This is a genomic window from Serratia liquefaciens (assembly GCF_027594825.1).
GTDB classification, from domain to species: domain Bacteria; phylum Pseudomonadota; class Gammaproteobacteria; order Enterobacterales; family Enterobacteriaceae; genus Serratia; species Serratia liquefaciens_A.
The window spans coordinates 3120253-3138767 of record NZ_CP088930.1; the positions used below are offsets into that span (position 1 = coordinate 3120253).

Sequence of the window (18515 nt, forward strand, 5' to 3'; positions counted from 1 at the left end):
CCCAAAGGGGCGAATCTCTTCGCCCCAGCAGTCAGGCATAAAGCGTGCGGTTGTAACGATCGCCAATCTGCGCGGTGGCATACCAGCGCATCACAGACTCAATGCCTTCACCGCCTTCCGGTGGCGCCCAGTGCATGCAGTCCTCTTCCGAAAGCGCCTGATAAGGTCCCTGTTTTACTTCGAACACCACGCCGCCCGGATCAACCGACAGCACGGCATGCCAGGTAAACGCCGGCATCTCCAGCACTTTGGTTTCTTCGCCGAGCAGGGTGCGTTGGGTAACGACCCCTTCTTCGTTAAACTGCAGTACCACAAAGCGCCCGCGCAGCGGCGTCAGCAGCTCCCAGGTTTGCGGATGGCGGTGCGGTCGGATATAGGTGCCAGGTTCCATGGCGATTGCCAGTCGCTGCACCGGCTCGCTCAACTCGTCGTGTAACGTACGGTGCGCGCGCAGGCGAGCCACTTTAGCGGCCTGCTCACTCATGGCGGTCAGGTCGTGGGCGGTAATCTGTTTCATCGTTAAAGTCCGCAAGCTTATCGTGGCTTCATATTAGCAATATTCACCGACGCGGTCAGAGATCCCCGCGACTTTTTCGTTACCCTTTATCGCGGATTAAACTGATTTTGTCCCATTGGTTATGGCGATGAATTGTTGCGCAATTATCGGGCCTAACCGGTTGACAGACTTTTTCTTCTCGGCGTAACATGCGCGCACTATTATCAATGAGGACATACGCCTTGGACACACCCAGTAGATACTGGCTCACTGACCTGGACAACAACAGGTACAACTTCTAAGGCTATCCCATCGAGCTGATAGCCTTCGTGGTTGTCGGCGACCTCTTATGTGTCGATACGAGTCAGATCCTTCATGGTCTGAAACAAGCTGGTGATGCAACACCCCTCTGTTTCTGTGCTTCCACGCGTTGTTTACCCCTGTCACCCTAAGGGAGTTTTAGCACATGCTGAGCGCGTTTAAATTAGATAAAAGCCGCCTGTCCCGTCTGGAGTTGGATGACTCCGATGATCTCACCACCTCGCTGTGGGTTGATCTGGTTGAGCCGGAAGAAGGTGAGCGTGAACGCGTGCAAAACGAGCTGGGCCAAAGCCTGGCGACACGTCCGGAGCTGGATGATATCGAAGCCTCCGCGCGTTTCTTCGAAGACGAAGACGGCCTGCATATTCACTCCTTCTTCTACTTTGAAGATGCAGAAGATCATGCCGGTAACTCCACCGTAGCTTTCACCATCCGTGATGGCCGCCTGTATACCCTGCGTGAGCGTGAGCTGCCGGCGTTTCGCCTGTACCGCATGCGCGCCCGTAACCTGACGATGGTGGACGGCAACGCCTACGAGCTGCTGCTGGACTTGTTCGAAACCAAGATTGAGCAACTGGCGGACGAAATTGAAAACGTCTACAGCGATCTGGAAAAGCTCAGCCGGGTGATCATGGAAGGCCATCAGGGCGACGAATACGATGAAGCACTGTCGACGCTGGCCGAACTGGAAGATATCGGCTGGAAAGTGCGACTGTGTTTGATGGATACCCAGCGTGCGCTGAATTTCCTGGTGCGCAAGGCGCGGTTGCCGACCGGTCAGCTGGAGCAGGCGCGTGAAGTGCTGCGCGACATCGAATCCCTGTTGCCGCACAACGAATCGCTGTTCCAGAAGGTGAACTTCCTGATGCAGGCGGCGATGGGTTTCATCAATATCGAACAGAACCGCATCATCAAGATCTTCTCGGTGGTTTCGGTGGTGTTCCTGCCGCCGACGCTGGTGGCTTCAAGCTACGGGATGAACTTCGAGTTTATGCCGGAGCTGAAGTGGTCGTTCGGCTATCCGGGCGCCATCAGCCTGATGATCCTGGCGGGGCTGGCCCCGTACCTGTACTTCAAACGCAAGAATTGGCTGTAAGCTGACGGGCGAACCGCTGTTCGCCCGATATTTCTGTGGTTGACCAACGCTTAGCCTGCTAAATAGGGGTAGAATGCCCTTTTGGCTTATCTGTCCGTAAGGCATGCGTTTTGATGGAGAGATTTCCCCGCTTGATCCAATGGTCGCTCCTGCTGCTGGCTTCGCTGGTACTGGGGTTTGGCCTGCAAACCTTCCATATTCCTGCCGCGCTGTTGCTGGGGCCGATGATTGTCGGCGTGGCGATGGGGCTGTTGGGCGCCACGGTTCGCATCCCCGGTTACCTGTTTATCGCTGCCCAGGCAGTACTGGGTTGCATGATCGCGCAAAGTCTCTCTCCTGCTATTCTCACACCGTTAGTGGATGACTGGCCGTTGGTGCTGCTGGTGTTGATCGCTACGCTGCTGGCCAGCGGTGTCTCCGGTTGGTGCCTGGTGCGTTACAGCAGCCTGCCTGGGCCGACCGGTGCCTGGGGGGCATCGCCCGGTGGAGCATCGGCGATGGTAGCGATGGCCGGGGATTTCGGTGCCGACGTGCGGCTGGTGGCGTTTATGCAATATCTGCGGGTATTGTTTGTCGCAACGGCGGCGGCGATGGTGGCACGTATTGGGTTGGGTGATGAAGCGGGTCAGGGTAGCGCGATGCTGGAATGGTTCCCATCGCTGGATTGGCGTTTCCCGGCGACGCTGGGCGTGGCGCTTGTCGGTGCCTGGCTTGGCCCCCGGCTGCGTATTCCCTCCGGCGCGCTGTTGCTGCCGATGATCATCGGCGCGGCGCTGCATTCCAGCGGTACCCTGGCGTTGCAGGTGCCGGAATGGTTGTTGGCCCTGGCTTACACCCTGATTGGCTGGAGCGTCGGGCTGCGTTTCACCCGGCCGATATTTTTGTTGGCGCTGCGCACCTTGCCGCAAATGGTGGTCTCGATCGTCGCCCTGATGCTGTTTTGCGGTCTGCTGGCATGGATGCTGACGCGCTTCCTGCCGGTGGATTTAATGACCGCCTATCTGGCGACCAGTCCGGGCGGGTTGGATACCGTGGCGATCATCGCCGCCGGCAGCCGGGTGGACATGTCGTTCGTGATGGCGATGCAGACGCTGCGTTTGTTCACCATCTTGCTGACTGGCCCGGCGATGGCGCGATTCATCTCTAACCGCGCCGCGCCGGCCTCAACCTAGCGCTGGATCAACGCAGTTTGCGTTGGGTATAAAGCGCGTCGAGGATAAACAGCAACAGTGCCGCCCAGATAAAGCCGAAGGTCACCAGCTTGTCCTGGCCGATGGTTTCACCGTAGAAGGTGACGGCCAGCAGGAACATCAACGTGGGGCCGAGATACTGGAAGAAGCCGAGTGTCGACAGGCGCAGGCGGGTGGCTGCGGCGGTAAAGAACAGCAGCGGCACGGTGGTGACGATACCGGCGGCGACCAGCAGCAGATTTAGCGACCAAGGGTTGGCGCTCAGATGGCTGGTCGGGCTGTCGGCGAACAGAAACAGATATGCTGCGGCGACCGGCAGTAGCCACAGGGTTTCAATCAGCATGCCGGTTTGCGCGTCGATGGCGATCTTCTTGCGCAGCAGGCCGTAGAACGCGAAGCTAAATGCCAACCCCAGCCCGATAATCGGCAGCGAACCGAACTGCCACAGCTGAATCAGCACGCCGGCAAATGCCAGTGCCACCGCAATCCATTGCATGCGGCGGAAGCGCTCACCCAGGAACAGCATCCCCAACAGCACGTTCACCAGCGGGTTAATGAAATACCCCAGGCTGGCTTCCAGCATATGGTGGTTATTCACTGCCCAGATAAACAGCAGCCAGTTGCCGCCGATCAACACCGCGGTCACCGCCAGCAAGAACAGCCGTTTGCGGTCACTGCAGGCCGCACGGACCTGTGGCCAGTTACGGCCGAGCGTGATCAGCGCCAGCATGAAGAAGAATGACCAAATGACCCTGTGGGTGAGGATCTCATCCGCAGGCACCTGTTGGATCAGTTTGAAATAGGCCGGAGCTATGCCCCAAATAAAATAAGCGGCCAGGGCAAAGAAAATGCCCTGCCGCGTTTGCTGTGCGTCCATGACGTTACTCGGATGGGAAAAACGGAGATGCGGTGAGTGTACTCAAGAGCCTCACCGCATACAATCACCCGACCAGATAGGTCGCAGTGGCGCTGGCGATGTGCAGACCATCGTGGTTATGCAGTTCAACGCGGGCGACCGCGACTTTGTTGCCGCTGCGCAATACGCTGGCGGCAGCGACGAAATGTTCGCCACGGCCCGGGCGAAGATAGTCAACGCGCAGATCTATGGTGCCCATACGCGAAAGGCGGGTGGCGACTTCTTCTTCGATCAGCGGATCCAGGCGCATCAGTACGCTACCGGCGCAGGCTAACCCGGCGGCGACGTCCAGCACTGAGGCGATCACTCCGCCGTGCAGGATCTTCTGGGCCGCATTGCCGACCAGCTTGGGCTGGTTGGTGAAACTCAGCTCCACGTAGTCGTCGTCAAAGCGGCGCAGCTCGAGGCCCAGCTCGCGGTTAAACGGCATATGATAAACAAAGATTTCGCCAATTTTCTGGCGTGCGGCTTCTAGTGTGAGTGGTGTGGTAGACATAAATACCCATTCTTGTTCTGTGTCGTAGGGGAAGTTAACTGGTCAGTCCAGGTTAACTGTTTGTTGATATTATGCCTATATTTTGTTGCTTTCCAGACTAATCCAATAAATACACGCCGCGCTGCTGTAAAATCCCCTTTGTGTGTAAAATGGCCTGTTTTTATTTCAGAGTTTGTCATTTTTTGTTGGGGTGAGGAACGTTATGCGCATTTTGTCAGGGATCGTTTTGGCCACGCTGGCCGCGCCGCTGCTGGTACAGGCGGAAGAAGCCAAACAGCAGCAAATTCATGATAAACCGGCGGTACGCGGCAGCATTATTGCCAACATGCTGCAGGATCACGACAACCCATTTACGCTGTATCCGTATGAAACCAACTATGTGTTGTATACCGATACCAGCAATATCAATAAAGAAGCCATCCAGTCCTATAACTGGTCCGATAACGCCCGCAAGGACGAGGTCAAGTTCCAGCTTAGCCTGGCATTCCCACTGTGGCGCGGCATCGCCGGCGACAACTCGGTGCTGGGTGCATCTTATACTCAGCGCTCCTGGTGGCAGCTTTCCAACCACGGTGAATCATCGCCGTTTCGCGAAACCAACTACGAGCCGCAGGTGTTCCTCGGCTGGGCGACCGATTACAGCTTTGCCGGCTGGACATTGCGCGATGTGGAAGTGGGCCTCAATCACCAGTCCAACGGCCGCTCTGATCCCACATCACGCAGTTGGAACCGCGGTTACGCGCGCTTTATGGCGCAAAACGGCAACTGGCAGGTGGATCTGAAGCCCTGGTTCCGATTCTCGGAAAGCAGCAGCAGCGACGATAACCCGGACATCACCAAATACATGGGCTACTACCGCCTGAAAGTCGGTTATGCCTGGGGTGACAGCATATTCAGCGTCGATAGCCACTATAACTGGAACAGCGGCTACGGCGGCGCGGAAATGGGCTGGAGCTACCCGATCAGCAAGCACGTGCGTTTCTACACTCAGGTGTTCAGCGGTTACGGCGAATCCTTGATTGATTACAACTTCCGGCAGACACGGGTTGGCGTTGGTGTCATGCTTAACGATATTATGTAATCCGGCCGTCATACAGGCGTCGCTACGCAGCAAAAAATGGGGAAGTGTGTGTCAACCGCAGCAGTGATAAACAAAGAGTTGCTGGCAGAGCAGGTATTACGCGATACCTTCGGCTATCAGCAATTCCGACCGGGTCAACAAACGATTATCAACACGGCGATCGGCGGGCAGGATTGCCTGGTTGTCATGCCGACCGGCGGCGGTAAATCGTTGTGCTACCAAATCCCGGCGCTGGTGATGGATGGCCTGACGTTAGTGGTTTCCCCGTTGATTTCGCTGATGAAAGATCAGGTCGATCAACTGTTGGCCTATGGCGTCTCCGCCGCCTGCTATAACTCGACGCAAACGCGCGAGCAGCAGCTTGAAGTGATGGCGGGTTGTCGCAGCGGCCAAATCAAAATGCTGTACATCGCCCCAGAGCGGTTGATGATGGACAGCTTCCTCGATCTGCTCGACCACTGTCCGCCGGCCTTGCTGGCGGTAGACGAGGCACACTGTATCTCGCAGTGGGGCCACGATTTCCGTCCTGAATACCGTGCATTGGGGCAGTTGAAGCAACGCTTCCCTGCCATGCCGGTGATTGCCCTGACGGCGACGGCCGATGAATCGACCCGTGGCGACATTGTGCGCCTGCTGGCGCTGCAGGATCCCTTGGTGCAGGTCAGCAGCTTTGACCGGCCGAACATCCGCTATACGCTGGTGGAGAAGTTTAAACCTCTCGATCAACTGTGGCGTTTCGTGCAGGACCAGCGCGGCAAGAGCGGCATTATTTATTGCAACAGCCGCGCCAAGGTAGAAGACACCACCGCACGCCTGCAAAGCCGTGGGCTGAGCGTGGGCGCCTATCATGCCGGGCTGGACAACGATCGCCGCGCCCAGGTGCAGGAAGCGTTCCAGCGCGACGATTTGCAGGTGGTGGTTGCCACCGTGGCCTTCGGTATGGGCATCAACAAACCCAACGTGCGCTTTGTGGTGCACTTTGATATTCCGCGCAATATCGAATCTTATTATCAGGAAACCGGCCGCGCCGGGCGTGATGGCCTGCCGGCCGAAGCGATCTTGCTATACGATCCGGCCGATATGGCCTGGCTGCGCCGCTGCCTGGAAGAAAAGCCTGCCGGGCAACAATTGGATATCGAGCGCCACAAGCTGAACGCCATGGGCGCATTTGCCGAGGCGCAAACCTGCCGCCGCCTGGTGTTACTCAACTATTTTGGCGAAGGCAAGCATCAGAACTGCGGCAACTGCGATATCTGCCTGGATCCGCCCAAGCGCTACGATGGGCTGGAAGATGCGCGCAAAGCACTGTCTTGCGTCTATCGCGTCGGGCAGCGTTTCGGGCTGGGGTACATTGTCGAGGTGCTACGCGGTTCCAATAATCAGCGCATTCGCGAATACGGTCATGAAAAGCTGCCGGTGTACGGCATTGGCCGCGACCAAACCACCGAACATTGGACCAGCGTACTGCGCCAGCTGATCCACCTGGGCTTTATCACCCAGAACATTGCCATGCACTCGGCGCTGCAACTGACCGAAGCTGCCCGCCCGGTGTTGCGCGGCGAGCTGGAGCTGCAACTGGCGGTGCCGCGTATTCAAAGCCTGAAGTCGCGTGGCAGCGCTAACCAGAAATCCTATGGTGGTAATTACGATCGCAAGCTGTTCGCCAAACTGCGCAAGCTGCGTAAATCGATTGCCGATGAAGAAAATATTCCGCCTTACGTGGTGTTTAACGATGCTACGCTGCTGGAAATGGCGGAGCAGATGCCGATCAAGGCTGGGGATCTGTTGAGCGTTAACGGCGTTGGCCAGCGTAAGCTGGAGCGTTTTGGCGCCCCGTTTATGGCGATGATCCGCGATCATCTCGATAATGACGAAGACTAAGGGCAGTAAATCATGCTGATGTTGTTTCTGACCGTGGCGCTGGTGCACCTGATTGCGTTAATGAGCCCGGGGCCGGATTTCTTTTTTGTTTCGCAAACCGCCGCCAGCCGTTCACGCCGTGAGGCGATGATGGGGGTGGTGGGGATCTCGCTGGGCATCGTCGTCTGGGCGGGCGTGGCGCTGATGGGTCTGCACCTGATCCTGCAAAAAATGGCCTGGCTGCATCAGGTTATCATGGTAGGCGGTGGAATTTACCTGTGCTGGATGGGCTGGCAACTGCTGCGCTCCGCACGCTCTCAGAATGCGCAATCTGCACCTGTACCGGAAGTGAAAGTGGCCCTGCCGAAGCCTGGCCGCAGCTTTATTCGTGGCTTTTTGACCAACCTGTCAAACCCGAAAGCGGTTATCTATTTCGGCAGCGTGTTTTCACTGTTTGTCGGTGACGACGTCGGTGCCGGCGCACGTTGGGGGTTGTTCCTGTTGATCATCGCCGAGACTTTTGTCTGGTTCAGCTTAGTGGCCGTGGTGTTTGCGCTGCCGGCAATGCGCCGTGGCTATCAACGCTTGGCGAAGTGGATTGACGGATTGGCGGGCGTCTTGTTCACCGGTTTCGGTTTGCACCTGATCTTTACCCGTTGATTTTGGGGCAGTGAACCAGAGGGCCGAACAGCGATGTTCGGCCTTTTTGCATCAGGCCTTCTTTGCCGTGGCCAGCAGTCCTGCGACCAGAATGAACAACGAGCCGAAGATGCGGTTCAGCAGTTGCATCTGGCGTGGGGTCTTCAGCCAACCGGCAATACGGGTCGCCAAAGTGGCGTAGCCAATCATCACGATGATATCCACTACCACCGTGGTGACGCCAAGCACCACATACTGTTCGGCCTGGGGCTGATTGGGCAAAATAAACTGCGGAAACAGCGCGGCCAGAAAAACGATGCTTTTCGGGTTGGTCAGATTTACCAGCACGGCACGGCGAAACAGACGGCGGCGCGGCAGGGTACCGGCCAGCGTATGCAAGTCCAGCGAACCGGCGGCGCGCCACTGCTGAATACCGAGCCACACCAGATAAGCGGCACCCAGCCATTTCAGCAATTCAAAAGCCATCAGCGACTGCGAGATCAGCGCCCCCAGGCCAATGCCCACCAGCAGGATATGCAGGCTCAGCCCGACCTGCAGCCCGGCGATCGAGGCTGCTGCCCCACGATAACCGTGGCTGATGCCGGTGCTCATGGTGTTGATCGCCCCAGAGCCGGGTGACAGGCTGAGGATAAGGGTTGTCAGCAGGTAGGTTAGCCACCAGTCCAAAGTCATTGCAGTGCTCCCTGAAAGCGCCAATTTGTGCCAAAATAGGCTATACCCGTCGTCTTTCAAGCTGCAGCGTTGTTACCTGCACTCGTGCACCCCAGTCACTTACCTGAGTAAGCTCCTGGGGATGAACGAGCTGGGCGCCTAGCTGCAACTTGAAATCCATAGGGTATAGTAATATTTATCATATTTTTGTAGGCACTTCCCTCGCTAAAAGGCATGCGATGACGTCGTTTACTCTCAGCACCGATGACTGGTTAAAGCGTGAAACGCAGTTTGCTGCTTTCGCCACCGGCCCGCTGCTGGATTTTTGGCGGCTGCGTGAGGAGGGCGAGTTCATCGGCGTTGGCGGCGTACCCATCCGCTTCGTACGATTCCGTTCTGCGCGTCATCAGCGGGTGGTGGTGGTAAGCCCCGGCCGCATCGAAAGTTACGTGAAATATCCTGAAGTTGCCTACGATCTGTTTCAGTGCGGCTACGATGTGATGATCCTGGATCACCGCGGGCAAGGCCGTTCCGGCCGTTTGCTGGCAGATACCCACCGCGGTCATGTGATAAACTTCAGCGATTACGTCGACGATTTCACCCAGTTTTATCAGCAGGAAGTTAAGCCGCGTGGTTATCGGCAAAGCTTTGCGCTGGCGCACTCGATGGGGGGCGCGATCCTGGCGCAATTCCTGGTACGTCAGCCGCAGGCCTTTGACGCTGCCGCGTTTTGTGCGCCCATGTTCGGCATTTATCTACCGATGCCGGGTTGGATGGCGAATCGCATTCTTAACTGGGCGGAGAAGCACCCGGCGGTGCGTGATTACTATGCGATAGGCACCGGCCAGTGGCGGCCACTGCCGTACGTGGTTAACGTATTGACCCACAGTCGTGAACGCTATCGGCGTTGCTTGCGCTATTACGCCGATTATCCCGAGCTGCAGGTGGGGGGGCCCACTTACCATTGGGTGCGAGAAAGTCTCCAGGCCGGTCGGGATATCATCGCTCAGGCGGCTAACATCACCACGCCGCTATTGTTATTGCAGGCCGGAGAGGATCGGGTGGTCGACAACCGCTCTCATCAGGCTTTTTGTCAGGCATTGTCAGAAGCGGGGCACCCTTGCGAAGGGGGAAAACCGCAGGTTATCGAAGGCGCACGGCATGAGATCCTGTTTGAGCGGGACGCGATGCGCGCCGAAGCACTGAACGCAATCCTGCGTTTCTTTGCTCAACACTTAGGTGGTACCCCAACCGCCGACCACTCCATCAGAGGTTAGAACATACCGCTATGTATCACGTCGTCGCTTCCGATTTAGATGGCACGCTGCTGTCACCTGACCACACCTTGTCCCCGTACGCCAAAGAGACCTTGAAGCTGCTGACCCAGCGCGGCGTTCATTTTGTTTTTGCTACCGGGCGTCACCATATCGACGTTGCGCAGATCCGCGATAACCTCGACATCAGCGCCTTTATGATCACTTCCAACGGCGCTCGCGTGCACAACACCGACGGTGAGCTGATTTTCAGCCATAACCTGGCCGAAGACATTGCCCGCGATCTTTACGGTATGCTGCATAACGATGCCGATATCACCACCAACGTTTACCGTAACGACGACTGGTACATCAACCGGGAAAGTCCTGAACAGAAAGAGTTTTTCCAGGAATCCATTTTCCAGTACCAGTTGTTCGAACCGGGCCTGTTGGAAACTGACGGCGTGTGCAAGGTGTACTTCACCTGCGACGATCACGAAAAGCTGCTGCCGCTGGAAGATGCCATCAATGCGCGCTGGGGCGATCGGGTTAACGTCAGTTTCTCGTTCCCAACCTGTCTGGAAGTGATGGCGGGTGGCGTGTCAAAAGGGCATGCGTTGGAAGAAGTGGCCAAGATCATCGGTTATACGTTGAAAGAGTGCATCGCCTTCGGCGACGGCATGAACGACCTGGAAATGCTGTCGATGGCCGGCAAAGGCTGCATCATGCGCGACGCGCATCAGCGCCTGAAAGATAAACTGCCTGAGCTGGAAGTCATAGGCTCCAACGTCGACGACGCGGTGCCGCATTACCTGCGCAAAATGTTCCTGGGCTGATATGAACAGGGCGCCTTGCGGCGCCCTGATGGTTACTTGTGCTGGCCCTGCTTTTGCAGGAATTGCACGCCCTTGTCAGGGAAGTCGGTGAATACGCCATCCACGCCTGCCTGGTTGTAAATCACGTCATACAGCTGATGCACGTCGGTCACGTAGTCTGGCAGCGCATCAGCGCGGATGGTGAATGGGTGCACCGCCAACTTGTTGGCATGCGCTTCTTTCACCATGTCGGTCAAGACCACCTTGCCCGGCTTGGATTTTTCCGCCACCACCAGCATGTGGTAGTCCGGCCCGATACCGTCGGCATACTGGGCGATCTGCTTCATCGCGCCCGGTTTGAACATCCAGTCATAGTCGTATTCCACCCATTTGCCGTCGGCTCTCTGCTCATAGGTTTCCTGCCATTTGTTGTAGGCAATCAGTTGGATCAGTTTCAGATCCATGCCCATTTTCGGTTCCAGCTCGGTTTTAATCCGCTTCAGCTCGTTGGCATCGAAGCATTGCAGATAAACGTTATCGCCCTTGCCGGTGTAGCCATACTGCTTGAGTACTGCCAGCACTTTGCTGGAAATGTCTTTGCCTTCCTGCTTGTGGAACCACGGCGCTTTGATTTCCGGGTAAATACCGATGTTTTTGCCGGTTGAATGATTCAGCCCCTGCACAAATTCGATCTCTTCCTGGAAGGTATGGACGCGGAAGTCGGATTTACCCATCGGGAAACGACCCGGGTAGCCCTGCACCTTCTTGCCATTTTCGATCTCAAAACCTTCGGTGAACTTCAGCGACTTGATTTCAGGCAGCGTAAAGTCGATGGCGTAATAACGGCCGTCTTTGCGCGCGCGGTCCGGGAAACGCTCGGCTACGTCGGTGACGCGATCGAGGTAGTGGTCATGCAACACCACCAGCTCGTTGTCCTTGGTCATCACCAGATCTTGTTCAAGGAAGTCCGCACCTTGCGCGTAGGCCATGGCTTTCGCTGGCAGCGTGTGTTCCGGCAGATAACCGCTGGCGCCACGGTGGGCAATCACCACCTTGTCGGCGGCTTGTGCAGCGCTGACCATTGAGGTGGCCAGGATAATCCCTGTCAGCAGGGCTTTGACTTGAGTCCGCATATTGTTGTTCTCCATGTTGTAGGTGCAGGGGTAGAAAAAAGGCCGCAATGCGGCCTTTAAATAATGCGAAAGTTGTATGACGCTTAACCGCGTTTGTTGGCAGCGATTTCCGCGTGGTGTTTTTTCTCGCTCATCATGGTCAGCAACAGCAGCACTACCGCGCCGATGCTACCGCCAATCATCACCATAAAGCCGCCGTCCCAACCGAAGTAGTCAACGGTGTAGCCGACGATGGCGCTGGCTGCAACAGAGCCGCCCAGGTAACCGAACAGACCGGTGAAGCCTGCGGCGGTGCCAGCGGCTTTCTTCGGCGCCAGTTCCAGTGCGTGCAGGCCAATCAGCATGACCGGGCCGTAAATCAGGAAGCCGATGGTGATCATACAGGCCATGTCAATGCCAGGATTACCGACCGGGTTCAGCCAGTAAACGACGGTGGCAATGGTCACTAGCGTCATGAAGAACACGCCGGTGGCACCGCGGTTGCCTTTGAACACCTTGTCCGACATCCAGCCGCACAACAGGGTGCCCGGAATACCGGCATATTCGTACAGGAAGTAAGCCCAGGAAGACTTGTCCAGCGCGAAGTGTTTCACTTCTTTCAGGTAGGTCGGTGACCAGTCCAGAATGCCGTAACGCAGCAGATAAACGAACACGTTGGCTACGGCGATGTACCACAGCAGTTTGTTCGGCAGGATGTACTGCATGAAGATCTGCTTGGCCGTCAGCTCCTCTTCCGCTTTATCGGTGTAGTCGTCCGGATAATCGTTTTTGTATTCTTCAATCGGCGGCAGGCCGCAGGATTGCGGGGTGTCGCGCATCAGGGCAAAGGCGATCAGGGCTACCAGAATGGCACCGAAGGCCGGCATGTACAGCGCCGCGTGCCAGTCGTTGAACCAGGCCATGCCCAGCAAGAACAGTAGCGGTGGCAGACCGCCACCCACGTTATGGGCGCAGTTCCAGACCGAAACGATACCGCCGCGTTCCTTCTGTGACCACCAGTGCACCATGGTACGGCCACAAGGCGGCCAGCCCATGCCCTGGAACCAACCGCACAGGAACAGCAGGACGAACATGACTGCGATGCTCGATGTCGCCCATGGCACGAAGCCCATGAACAACATGACCGCGGCAGCCAAAATCAGGCCGGCGGGCAGGAACACGCGTGGGTTGGAGCGGTCAGAAACCGACCCCATGATAAATTTGGAGAAACCGTAGGCGATGGAAATACCGGACAGCGCGAAACCGAGGTCACCGCGGCTGAAGCCCTGGTCAATCAGGTAAGGCATGGCCAGGGTGAAGTTCTTGCGCACCAGGTAGTAGGCGGCATAACCGAAGAAAATCCCCATAAATATTTGCCAGCGCAATTTACGGTACAGCGGGTCGACTTTGTCGACCGGCACACGTGAAATGTGTGCTGCCGGCTTAAAAATACTCAACATGAGCGCCTCCGATGGCTTTATCTAGTTATCACATCAATATGATCTTTTACGTTCATTTGATGATTGAGCGGATATCGAATGTGGTGTTTTTTTGTTCCATAACGAGCGTCATCCTAGTCAAAACCGCCTGGTGTCGCTGTGATGAATGGCGCAAATGTTACACTTTTATGAAACACCGGCGGATTTTGAGCGATTCGTTAACGTTATGAAATAGAAAAACGCCTAAAAATCGTGATTGTGATCACATTCGTGGTTTTTTGTGGACATTTTACTTTCGTTTTAAGTTCGTTATTGTTCCTTATCAAACAAAGACCCCAATGACTGTGGCCCAATAGGGCAATAATCACGGATCCAGAGGGAGCGTCATGAGCAGCCATTCAGCAGAAAACGAAACGGATGTGATCATCATTGGCGGCGGCGCGACCGGCGCGGGCATTGCTCGTGACTGCGCACGCCGCGGTCTGCGTTGCATACTGCTGGAGCGTCATGATATCGCCACCGGCGCGACCGGGCGCAACCACGGCCTGCTGCACAGCGGAGCGCGTTATGCGGTTACCGACGGCGAGTCGGCACGCGAATGCATAGAAGAGAACCGCATCCTCAAGCGCATTGCGCATCACTGTATTGAGCGAACCGACGGGCTGTTTATCACCCTGCCGCAGGATTCGTTGGCATACCAACAGCAGTTTATTGTCTCCTGCCACAGCGCCGGTATCAACGCCGAAGCGATTGATCCCCAACTGGCACTGCGTCTGGAGCCCGCGGCCAACCCGGCGTTGATCGGCGCGGTACGCGTGCCGGACGGCACCGTCGATCCTTTTCGTTTGACCGCCGCCAATATGCTCGATGCCCGTGAGCACGGCGCGCAGATCCTCACCTATCACCAGGTGGTCGGTTTATTGCGCACGGGCGATCGCGTTACCGGAGTGCGTGTTTTCGACCATCAATCGTCGCGCCGTTACGACATTCACGCCGAAGTGGTGGTCAACGCCGCCGGTATCTGGGGTCAGCAGATTGCAGAATATGCCGACCTGCGGATCCGCATGTTCCCGGCCAAGGGCGCTTTGCTGATCCTGGGCCATCGCATCAACAACATGGTGATCAACCGCTGCCGCAAGCCGGCGGACGCCGATATTCTGGTGCCGGGCGACACCATCTCGCTGATTGGCACCACCTCCACCCACATTGACTATGACCAGATCGACAACATGCTGGTGACGCCGCAAGAAGTGGACATTCTGATCCGCGAGGGCGCGTTGCTGGCACCTAAACTGGCACAGACCCGCATTCTGCGTGCTTATGCCGGCGTGCGCCCCCTGGTCGCCAGTGACGACGACCCCAGCGGCCGCAACGTCAGCCGTGGCATCGTGCTGCTCGATCATGCCAGCCGCGATGGCCTGGAAGGCTTTATCACCATCACCGGCGGCAAGCTGATGACCTACCGGCTGATGGCGCAGTGGGCGACCGATAAAGTGTGCGAAAAGCTTAGGGTAGACAGCCCCTGCACCACTGCGCAGGAGGCGCTGCCGGGCTCTCGTCAGTCGGCGGAAGAAACGGTTCGCAGCGTGGTTTCCCTGCCCGCCAGCATTCGCGGCTCGGCGGTTTACCGTCACGGCGACCGTGCAAACCGGGTACCGGCGGGGGATCGGTTGGACAACAGCCTGGTGTGCGAATGCGAAGCGGTGACCGCCGGCGAGGTGCGCTACGCGGTTAACTCTCTCACCGTCAATAACCTGGTCGATTTGCGTCGCCGTACCCGCGTTGGCATGGGTACCTGCCAGGGGGAGCTTTGCGCCTGCCGTGCCGCGGGGCTGCTGACACGCTTTAACGTCACCACCCCGCAGCAGTCGATCGACCAGCTATCGCATTTTCTCAATGAACGTTGGAAAGGTGTCCGGCCCATCGCCTGGGGCGATGCGCTGCGCGAAAGTGAATTTACCAGTTGGGTTTACCAGGGATTGTGCGGGCTCGATGCCCGGGGGGAACAGGAGGCCGATGATGCGATTTGACGTAGTGGTGATTGGCGGTGGCCTGGCGGGAATGACCTGCGCCATTCGGCTGGCGGAACAGGGCAAGCGTTGTGCGGTGGTCAGTTCTGGCCAGAGCGCACTCTATTTTTCATCCGGCTCGCTTGATCTGCTGGCGCAGCTGCCCGACGGCACCCCGGTGACAGAGCCATTGGCGGCGTTGCCCGCGTTGGCAACACAAGCGCCCCGGCATCCTTATGCGTTGATCGGCACCGAACGGGTGGCAGCGCTGTCGGGTGAAGCCGCTTCACTGTTGCAGCGCTGCGGGCTTGATCTGCAGGGCGACAACGAACGCAATCATCTGCGCATCACGCCGCTGGGCACGCGCCGGGCTACCTGGCTCAGCCCGCGGGCTATCCCCGTTACGCCGTTGGACGGCGAACTGCCGTGGCAGCACATAGCCGTGATCGGCATTGAAGGCTTTTTGGATTTTCAGCCGCAGTTGGCCGCCAGTTCACTGACGCAGAGCCTGGGCGTTCGGGCTGAGGTGGCAGATATGCATTTGCCGGCACTGGATCGGCTGCGCAACAACCCCAGTGAATTCCGGGCGGTAAATATCGCCAGGGTCTTGGATCTGCCGGAAAACCTGACGCCAATGGCGGACGAGCTTCGGCGGTTGGCTGCGGACGCCGAGGCAATATTCTTGCCGGCCTGTCTGGGGCTGGAGGATGACGGGCCACTGGCGGCGCTGCAGGCCGCGGTCGGCAAACCGATTCGCCTGCTGCCGACGCTGCCGCCTTCGGTGCTGGGGATGCGGTTGCACCAGGCGCTGCGCGCGCGGTTGCAGCAATTGGGCGGTATTTTTATGCCGGGGGACAGTGTGCTGCGGGCAGATATTGAAGCCGGGCGTGTCACCGGTCTTTATACCCGCAACCACACCGACATTCCGCTGGTGGCGCAGCAGGTGGTACTGGCCAGCGGCAGCTTTTTCAGTAATGGGCTAGTGGCGGACTTCGACGGCATACGTGAACCGGTATTTGGACTGGATGTCGACAGTAAGGCGGAGCGTGCAGACTGGAGTTGTCGTGAGCTGTTTGCTCCACAACCCTACTTGCAGTTTGGCGTGCGCACCGATAACCGGCTGCGAGCACTAAGGCAGGGAGAGCCTTTGAGTAACCTGTACGCCATAGGGGCGGTGACCGGCGGCTACGATCCGCTGCAGCAGGGCTGCGGTGCAGGTGTTTCGCTGGTGGGAGCATTGCATGTCGTGCAACAGATTGCGGCACAGGAGGAGCAGCCATGAGCCTGCAGAAAGACAACAGTTTTGAAAACTGCATCAAGTGCACCGTCTGCACCACCTATTGCCCGGTAGCCAAAGTGAATCCGCTTTATCCCGGGCCCAAGCAGGCGGGGCCGGACGGCGAACGCCTGCGGTTAAAAGATCCGGCGCTGTACGATGAAGCGCTGAAGTATTGCACCAACTGCAAACGCTGCGAGGTGGCCTGCCCGTCCGACGTCAAAATTGGCGATATCATTCAGCGGGCGCGTGCCGACTTTGCCCAGAGCAAGCCGACGCTGCGCGACGCCATCCTCAGTCATACCGATATCATGGGCTCACTGTCGACGCCGTTTGCGCCGATCGTTAACGCCGCCACCGGGTTGAAGCCAGTGCGCGCCCTGCTGGACAAGGCGTTGAAAATTGACCACCGTCGCGAACTGCCGAAATACTCGTTCGGCACCTTCCGCCGCTGGTACCGCCAGCAAGCGCAGGCCCAACAGCGTTATGCTGAGCAGGTGGCTTTTTTCCACGGCTGCTTCGTCAATTACAACCATCCGCAGCTGGGTAAAGACCTGATCAAAGTCTTCAATGCGATGGATATCGGCGTGCAGTTGCTCAAGCGGGAAAAATGCTGCGGCGTGCCGCTGATTGCTAACGGCTTTATTACCCAGGCCAAGAAACAGGCCAGGGTGAATGCCGAATCGCTGCATGAGGCGGTGTTGGAGCGCGGTATTCCTGTTGTGGCCACTTCATCGAGCTGTACTTTTACGCTGCGTGACGAATACCCGCATTTGCTGGAGGTGGATACCTCGGCGGTGCGAGAACGGGTGGAGCTGGCGACGCGCTATCTGTACCGCCTGCTCAATCAGGGGCGCAGGTTGCCGCTGAAGCACACGCCGTTGCGGGTGGCCTACCATACGCCGTGTCACATGGAGAAAATGGGCTGGACGGCCTATACGCTGGAAGTACTGCGGCAGATACCGGGGCTGGAGCTGGTGGTATTGGATTCGCAGTGTTGCGGCATTGCCGGCACCTACGGTTTTAAATCCGAGAACTATGCGACTTCGCAAGGGATTGGCGCATCGCTGTTTCGTCAGATTGAGGAAAGCGGGGTCGATTTGGTGGTGACGGACTGCGAAACCTGCAAATGGCAAATCGAGATGTCGACCAGCAAGCGCTGCGAACATCCGATCACCCTGTTGGCACAGGCTTTGGCGTAGGGCGCAGCAGTGTGAACTGCGCCCCGGAAAAGTTTACTTGTTCAGTTTCAGCGTGTTGATGATGCCTTCAGCTTCACTTTGCGCCTGCTGCTGGTTATCCGCCGGCAACGTCACCTGAATGGTCAGCATGTTGTTGTCCAGCGTGCCAATCAGGATGGAGGAGTAGGCCTTCTCGCCGCCGCTGGTAATGATGCTGTCCAACTGACGCAGCGGCACGCCGTTTACGTCGATGGCTTTGTTGGTCACCACCTGCAGGTTGGCGTCGCGTGAACGCTGGGTATCTTCGAGACGCTTGCTCAAGGTTTCCAGACTGTCGGCGGTTTTGTCGCCGAGGATCACGATCACTGCGCGTTGGCCGGTGCTGTCGGCGTAAACGTGCATGTTGTTCGCCTGATTACCCAGCTTGCCGCTTTGGTCCGCCATACCGACCGGCAGGGTGAACGCCAGCTTACCCTCCAGCAAGCTTACCTGTTGCCCGGCCGGTGCGCTGGCTGCGGCATCGCCTGCCGGTGCTTTGGTGTCTTTGGTTTCGCCGTCGCAGGCCGCCAGGCCAAGCACTAACAGGCTGATACCCATCAATTTTGCTACTTTACGCATTGGGCTTCCTTCTTCCTTTCAGGTAGGGTTTCACTGCCGTATCGC

At 57.5% G+C, this 18515-nt stretch carries 17 protein-coding genes; 10 read left to right on the forward strand and 7 right to left on the reverse strand.

What is annotated here, in order from left to right:
- Positions 1-31: 31 nt before the first annotated feature.
- Positions 32-517: a WbuC family cupin fold metalloprotein gene (locus LQ945_RS14155; RefSeq protein WP_270101025.1), complete on the reverse strand. Its 486-nt coding sequence runs from the start codon at positions 515-517 to the stop codon at positions 32-34.
- A 445-nt stretch (positions 518-962) separates the two neighbouring features.
- Between LQ945_RS14155 and corA the strand changes: the two genes are divergently transcribed.
- A complete protein-coding gene (corA, locus tag LQ945_RS14160; RefSeq protein ID WP_020824775.1) occupies positions 963-1913 on the forward strand; it encodes a magnesium/cobalt transporter CorA in 951 nt (316 codons plus the stop codon).
- Between the two features lie 113 nt (positions 1914-2026).
- Positions 2027-3085: an AbrB family transcriptional regulator gene (locus tag LQ945_RS14165; RefSeq protein WP_270101026.1), complete on the forward strand. Its 1059-nt coding sequence runs from the start codon at positions 2027-2029 to the stop codon at positions 3083-3085.
- Positions 3086-3092: 7 nt separating this feature from the next.
- Here LQ945_RS14165 and rarD read toward each other — a convergent pair whose 3' ends face one another.
- On the reverse strand, positions 3093-3980 hold the full coding sequence (rarD, locus tag LQ945_RS14170; protein WP_270101027.1) for an EamA family transporter RarD: 888 nt from the start codon (positions 3978-3980) through the stop codon (positions 3093-3095).
- A gap of 64 nt (positions 3981-4044) precedes the next feature.
- On the reverse strand, positions 4045-4515 hold the full coding sequence (locus LQ945_RS14175; RefSeq protein ID WP_012004662.1) for a thioesterase family protein: 471 nt from the start codon (positions 4513-4515) through the stop codon (positions 4045-4047).
- 202 nt (positions 4516-4717) lie between these two features.
- Between LQ945_RS14175 and pldA the strand changes: the two genes are divergently transcribed.
- From pldA to rhtC, 3 genes are read left to right on the forward strand one after another with little or no spacing between them, the layout of a single operon-like run.
- Positions 4718-5596: a phospholipase A gene (gene pldA, locus LQ945_RS14180; RefSeq protein WP_044554417.1), complete on the forward strand. Its 879-nt coding sequence runs from the start codon at positions 4718-4720 to the stop codon at positions 5594-5596.
- A gap of 48 nt (positions 5597-5644) precedes the next feature.
- A complete protein-coding gene (recQ, locus tag LQ945_RS14185; protein WP_020824780.1) occupies positions 5645-7477 on the forward strand; it encodes an ATP-dependent DNA helicase RecQ in 1833 nt (610 codons plus the stop codon).
- 12 nt (positions 7478-7489) lie between these two features.
- Positions 7490-8116 (forward strand): threonine export protein RhtC, encoded by a 627-nt coding sequence (rhtC, locus tag LQ945_RS14190; protein ID WP_270101028.1) that lies wholly within the window; start codon positions 7490-7492, stop codon positions 8114-8116.
- Between the two features lie 51 nt (positions 8117-8167).
- On the opposite strand, the gene rhtB is transcribed toward rhtC, so the two are convergent.
- The gene (gene rhtB / locus LQ945_RS14195) at positions 8168-8788 is read right to left on the reverse strand and encodes a homoserine/homoserine lactone efflux protein (protein WP_122080562.1); all 621 of its coding nucleotides are present in this window, start codon (positions 8786-8788) and stop codon (positions 8168-8170) included.
- Between the two features lie 218 nt (positions 8789-9006).
- Between rhtB and pldB the strand changes: the two genes are divergently transcribed.
- Positions 9007-10044 carry a lysophospholipase L2 gene (gene pldB, locus LQ945_RS14200; protein WP_270101029.1) on the forward strand — a complete coding sequence of 346 codons (1038 nt, stop codon included), beginning with the start codon at positions 9007-9009 and terminating at the stop codon, positions 10042-10044.
- Positions 10045-10055: 11 nt separating this feature from the next.
- Positions 10056-10856 (forward strand): sugar/pyridoxal phosphate phosphatase YigL, encoded by an 801-nt coding sequence (yigL, locus tag LQ945_RS14205; protein WP_020824784.1) that lies wholly within the window; start codon positions 10056-10058, stop codon positions 10854-10856.
- 32 nt (positions 10857-10888) lie between these two features.
- On the opposite strand, the gene glpQ is transcribed toward yigL, so the two are convergent.
- Both glpQ and glpT read right to left on the reverse strand, forming a co-directional pair.
- Positions 10889-11968: a glycerophosphodiester phosphodiesterase gene (gene glpQ / locus LQ945_RS14210; RefSeq protein ID WP_270101030.1), complete on the reverse strand. Its 1080-nt coding sequence runs from the start codon at positions 11966-11968 to the stop codon at positions 10889-10891.
- Positions 11969-12051: 83 nt separating this feature from the next.
- On the reverse strand, positions 12052-13407 hold the full coding sequence (gene glpT, locus LQ945_RS14215; protein WP_020824786.1) for a glycerol-3-phosphate transporter: 1356 nt from the start codon (positions 13405-13407) through the stop codon (positions 12052-12054).
- 365 nt (positions 13408-13772) lie between these two features.
- Between glpT and glpA the strand changes: the two genes are divergently transcribed.
- The 3 genes from glpA to glpC are packed head-to-tail and all read left to right on the forward strand — an operon-like array spanning position 13773 to position 17873.
- Positions 13773-15416: an anaerobic glycerol-3-phosphate dehydrogenase subunit A gene (glpA, locus tag LQ945_RS14220; protein ID WP_270101031.1), complete on the forward strand. Its 1644-nt coding sequence runs from the start codon at positions 13773-13775 to the stop codon at positions 15414-15416.
- Positions 15406-16677 carry a glycerol-3-phosphate dehydrogenase subunit GlpB gene (glpB, locus tag LQ945_RS14225; protein ID WP_270102992.1) on the forward strand — a complete coding sequence of 424 codons (1272 nt, stop codon included), beginning with the start codon at positions 15406-15408 and terminating at the stop codon, positions 16675-16677. Before glpA ends, glpB begins: the two co-directional genes overlap by 11 nt.
- A complete protein-coding gene (gene glpC, locus LQ945_RS14230) occupies positions 16674-17873 on the forward strand; it encodes an anaerobic glycerol-3-phosphate dehydrogenase subunit GlpC (RefSeq protein ID WP_270101032.1) in 1200 nt (399 codons plus the stop codon). The genes glpB and glpC overlap by 4 nt, the downstream gene beginning before the upstream one ends.
- A 33-nt stretch (positions 17874-17906) precedes the next feature.
- Here glpC and LQ945_RS14235 read toward each other — a convergent pair whose 3' ends face one another.
- On the reverse strand, positions 17907-18470 hold the full coding sequence (locus LQ945_RS14235) for a DcrB family lipoprotein (protein ID WP_044554425.1): 564 nt from the start codon (positions 18468-18470) through the stop codon (positions 17907-17909).
- Positions 18471-18515 lie beyond the last annotated feature (45 nt).

What these genes read in the sequence shown, in the direction of transcription:
- LQ945_RS14155 (WP_270101025.1), bottom strand. Translation starts at nt 517, where the DNA reads ATGAAACAGATTACCGCCCACGACCTGACCGCCATGAGTGAGCAGGCC.
- corA (WP_020824775.1), top strand. Translation starts at nt 963, where the DNA reads ATGCTGAGCGCGTTTAAATTAGATAAAAGCCGCCTGTCCCGTCTGGAG.
- LQ945_RS14165 (WP_270101026.1), top strand. Translation starts at nt 2,027, where the DNA reads ATGGAGAGATTTCCCCGCTTGATCCAATGGTCGCTCCTGCTGCTGGCT.
- rarD (WP_270101027.1), bottom strand. Translation starts at nt 3,980, where the DNA reads ATGGACGCACAGCAAACGCGGCAGGGCATTTTCTTTGCCCTGGCCGCT.
- LQ945_RS14175 (WP_012004662.1), bottom strand. Translation starts at nt 4,515, where the DNA reads ATGTCTACCACACCACTCACACTAGAAGCCGCACGCCAGAAAATTGGC.
- pldA (WP_044554417.1), top strand. Translation starts at nt 4,718, where the DNA reads ATGCGCATTTTGTCAGGGATCGTTTTGGCCACGCTGGCCGCGCCGCTG.
- rhtC (WP_270101028.1), top strand. Translation starts at nt 7,490, where the DNA reads ATGCTGATGTTGTTTCTGACCGTGGCGCTGGTGCACCTGATTGCGTTA.
- rhtB (WP_122080562.1), bottom strand. Translation starts at nt 8,788, where the DNA reads ATGACTTTGGACTGGTGGCTAACCTACCTGCTGACAACCCTTATCCTC.
- pldB (WP_270101029.1), top strand. Translation starts at nt 9,007, where the DNA reads ATGACGTCGTTTACTCTCAGCACCGATGACTGGTTAAAGCGTGAAACG.
- yigL (WP_020824784.1), top strand. Translation starts at nt 10,056, where the DNA reads ATGTATCACGTCGTCGCTTCCGATTTAGATGGCACGCTGCTGTCACCT.
- glpQ (WP_270101030.1), bottom strand. Translation starts at nt 11,968, where the DNA reads ATGCGGACTCAAGTCAAAGCCCTGCTGACAGGGATTATCCTGGCCACC.
- glpT (WP_020824786.1), bottom strand. Translation starts at nt 13,407, where the DNA reads ATGTTGAGTATTTTTAAGCCGGCAGCACACATTTCACGTGTGCCGGTC.
- glpA (WP_270101031.1), top strand. Translation starts at nt 13,773, where the DNA reads ATGAGCAGCCATTCAGCAGAAAACGAAACGGATGTGATCATCATTGGC.
- glpB (WP_270102992.1), top strand. Translation starts at nt 15,406, where the DNA reads ATGCGATTTGACGTAGTGGTGATTGGCGGTGGCCTGGCGGGAATGACC.
- glpC (WP_270101032.1), top strand. Translation starts at nt 16,674, where the DNA reads ATGAGCCTGCAGAAAGACAACAGTTTTGAAAACTGCATCAAGTGCACC.
- LQ945_RS14235 (WP_044554425.1), bottom strand. Translation starts at nt 18,470, where the DNA reads ATGCGTAAAGTAGCAAAATTGATGGGTATCAGCCTGTTAGTGCTTGGC.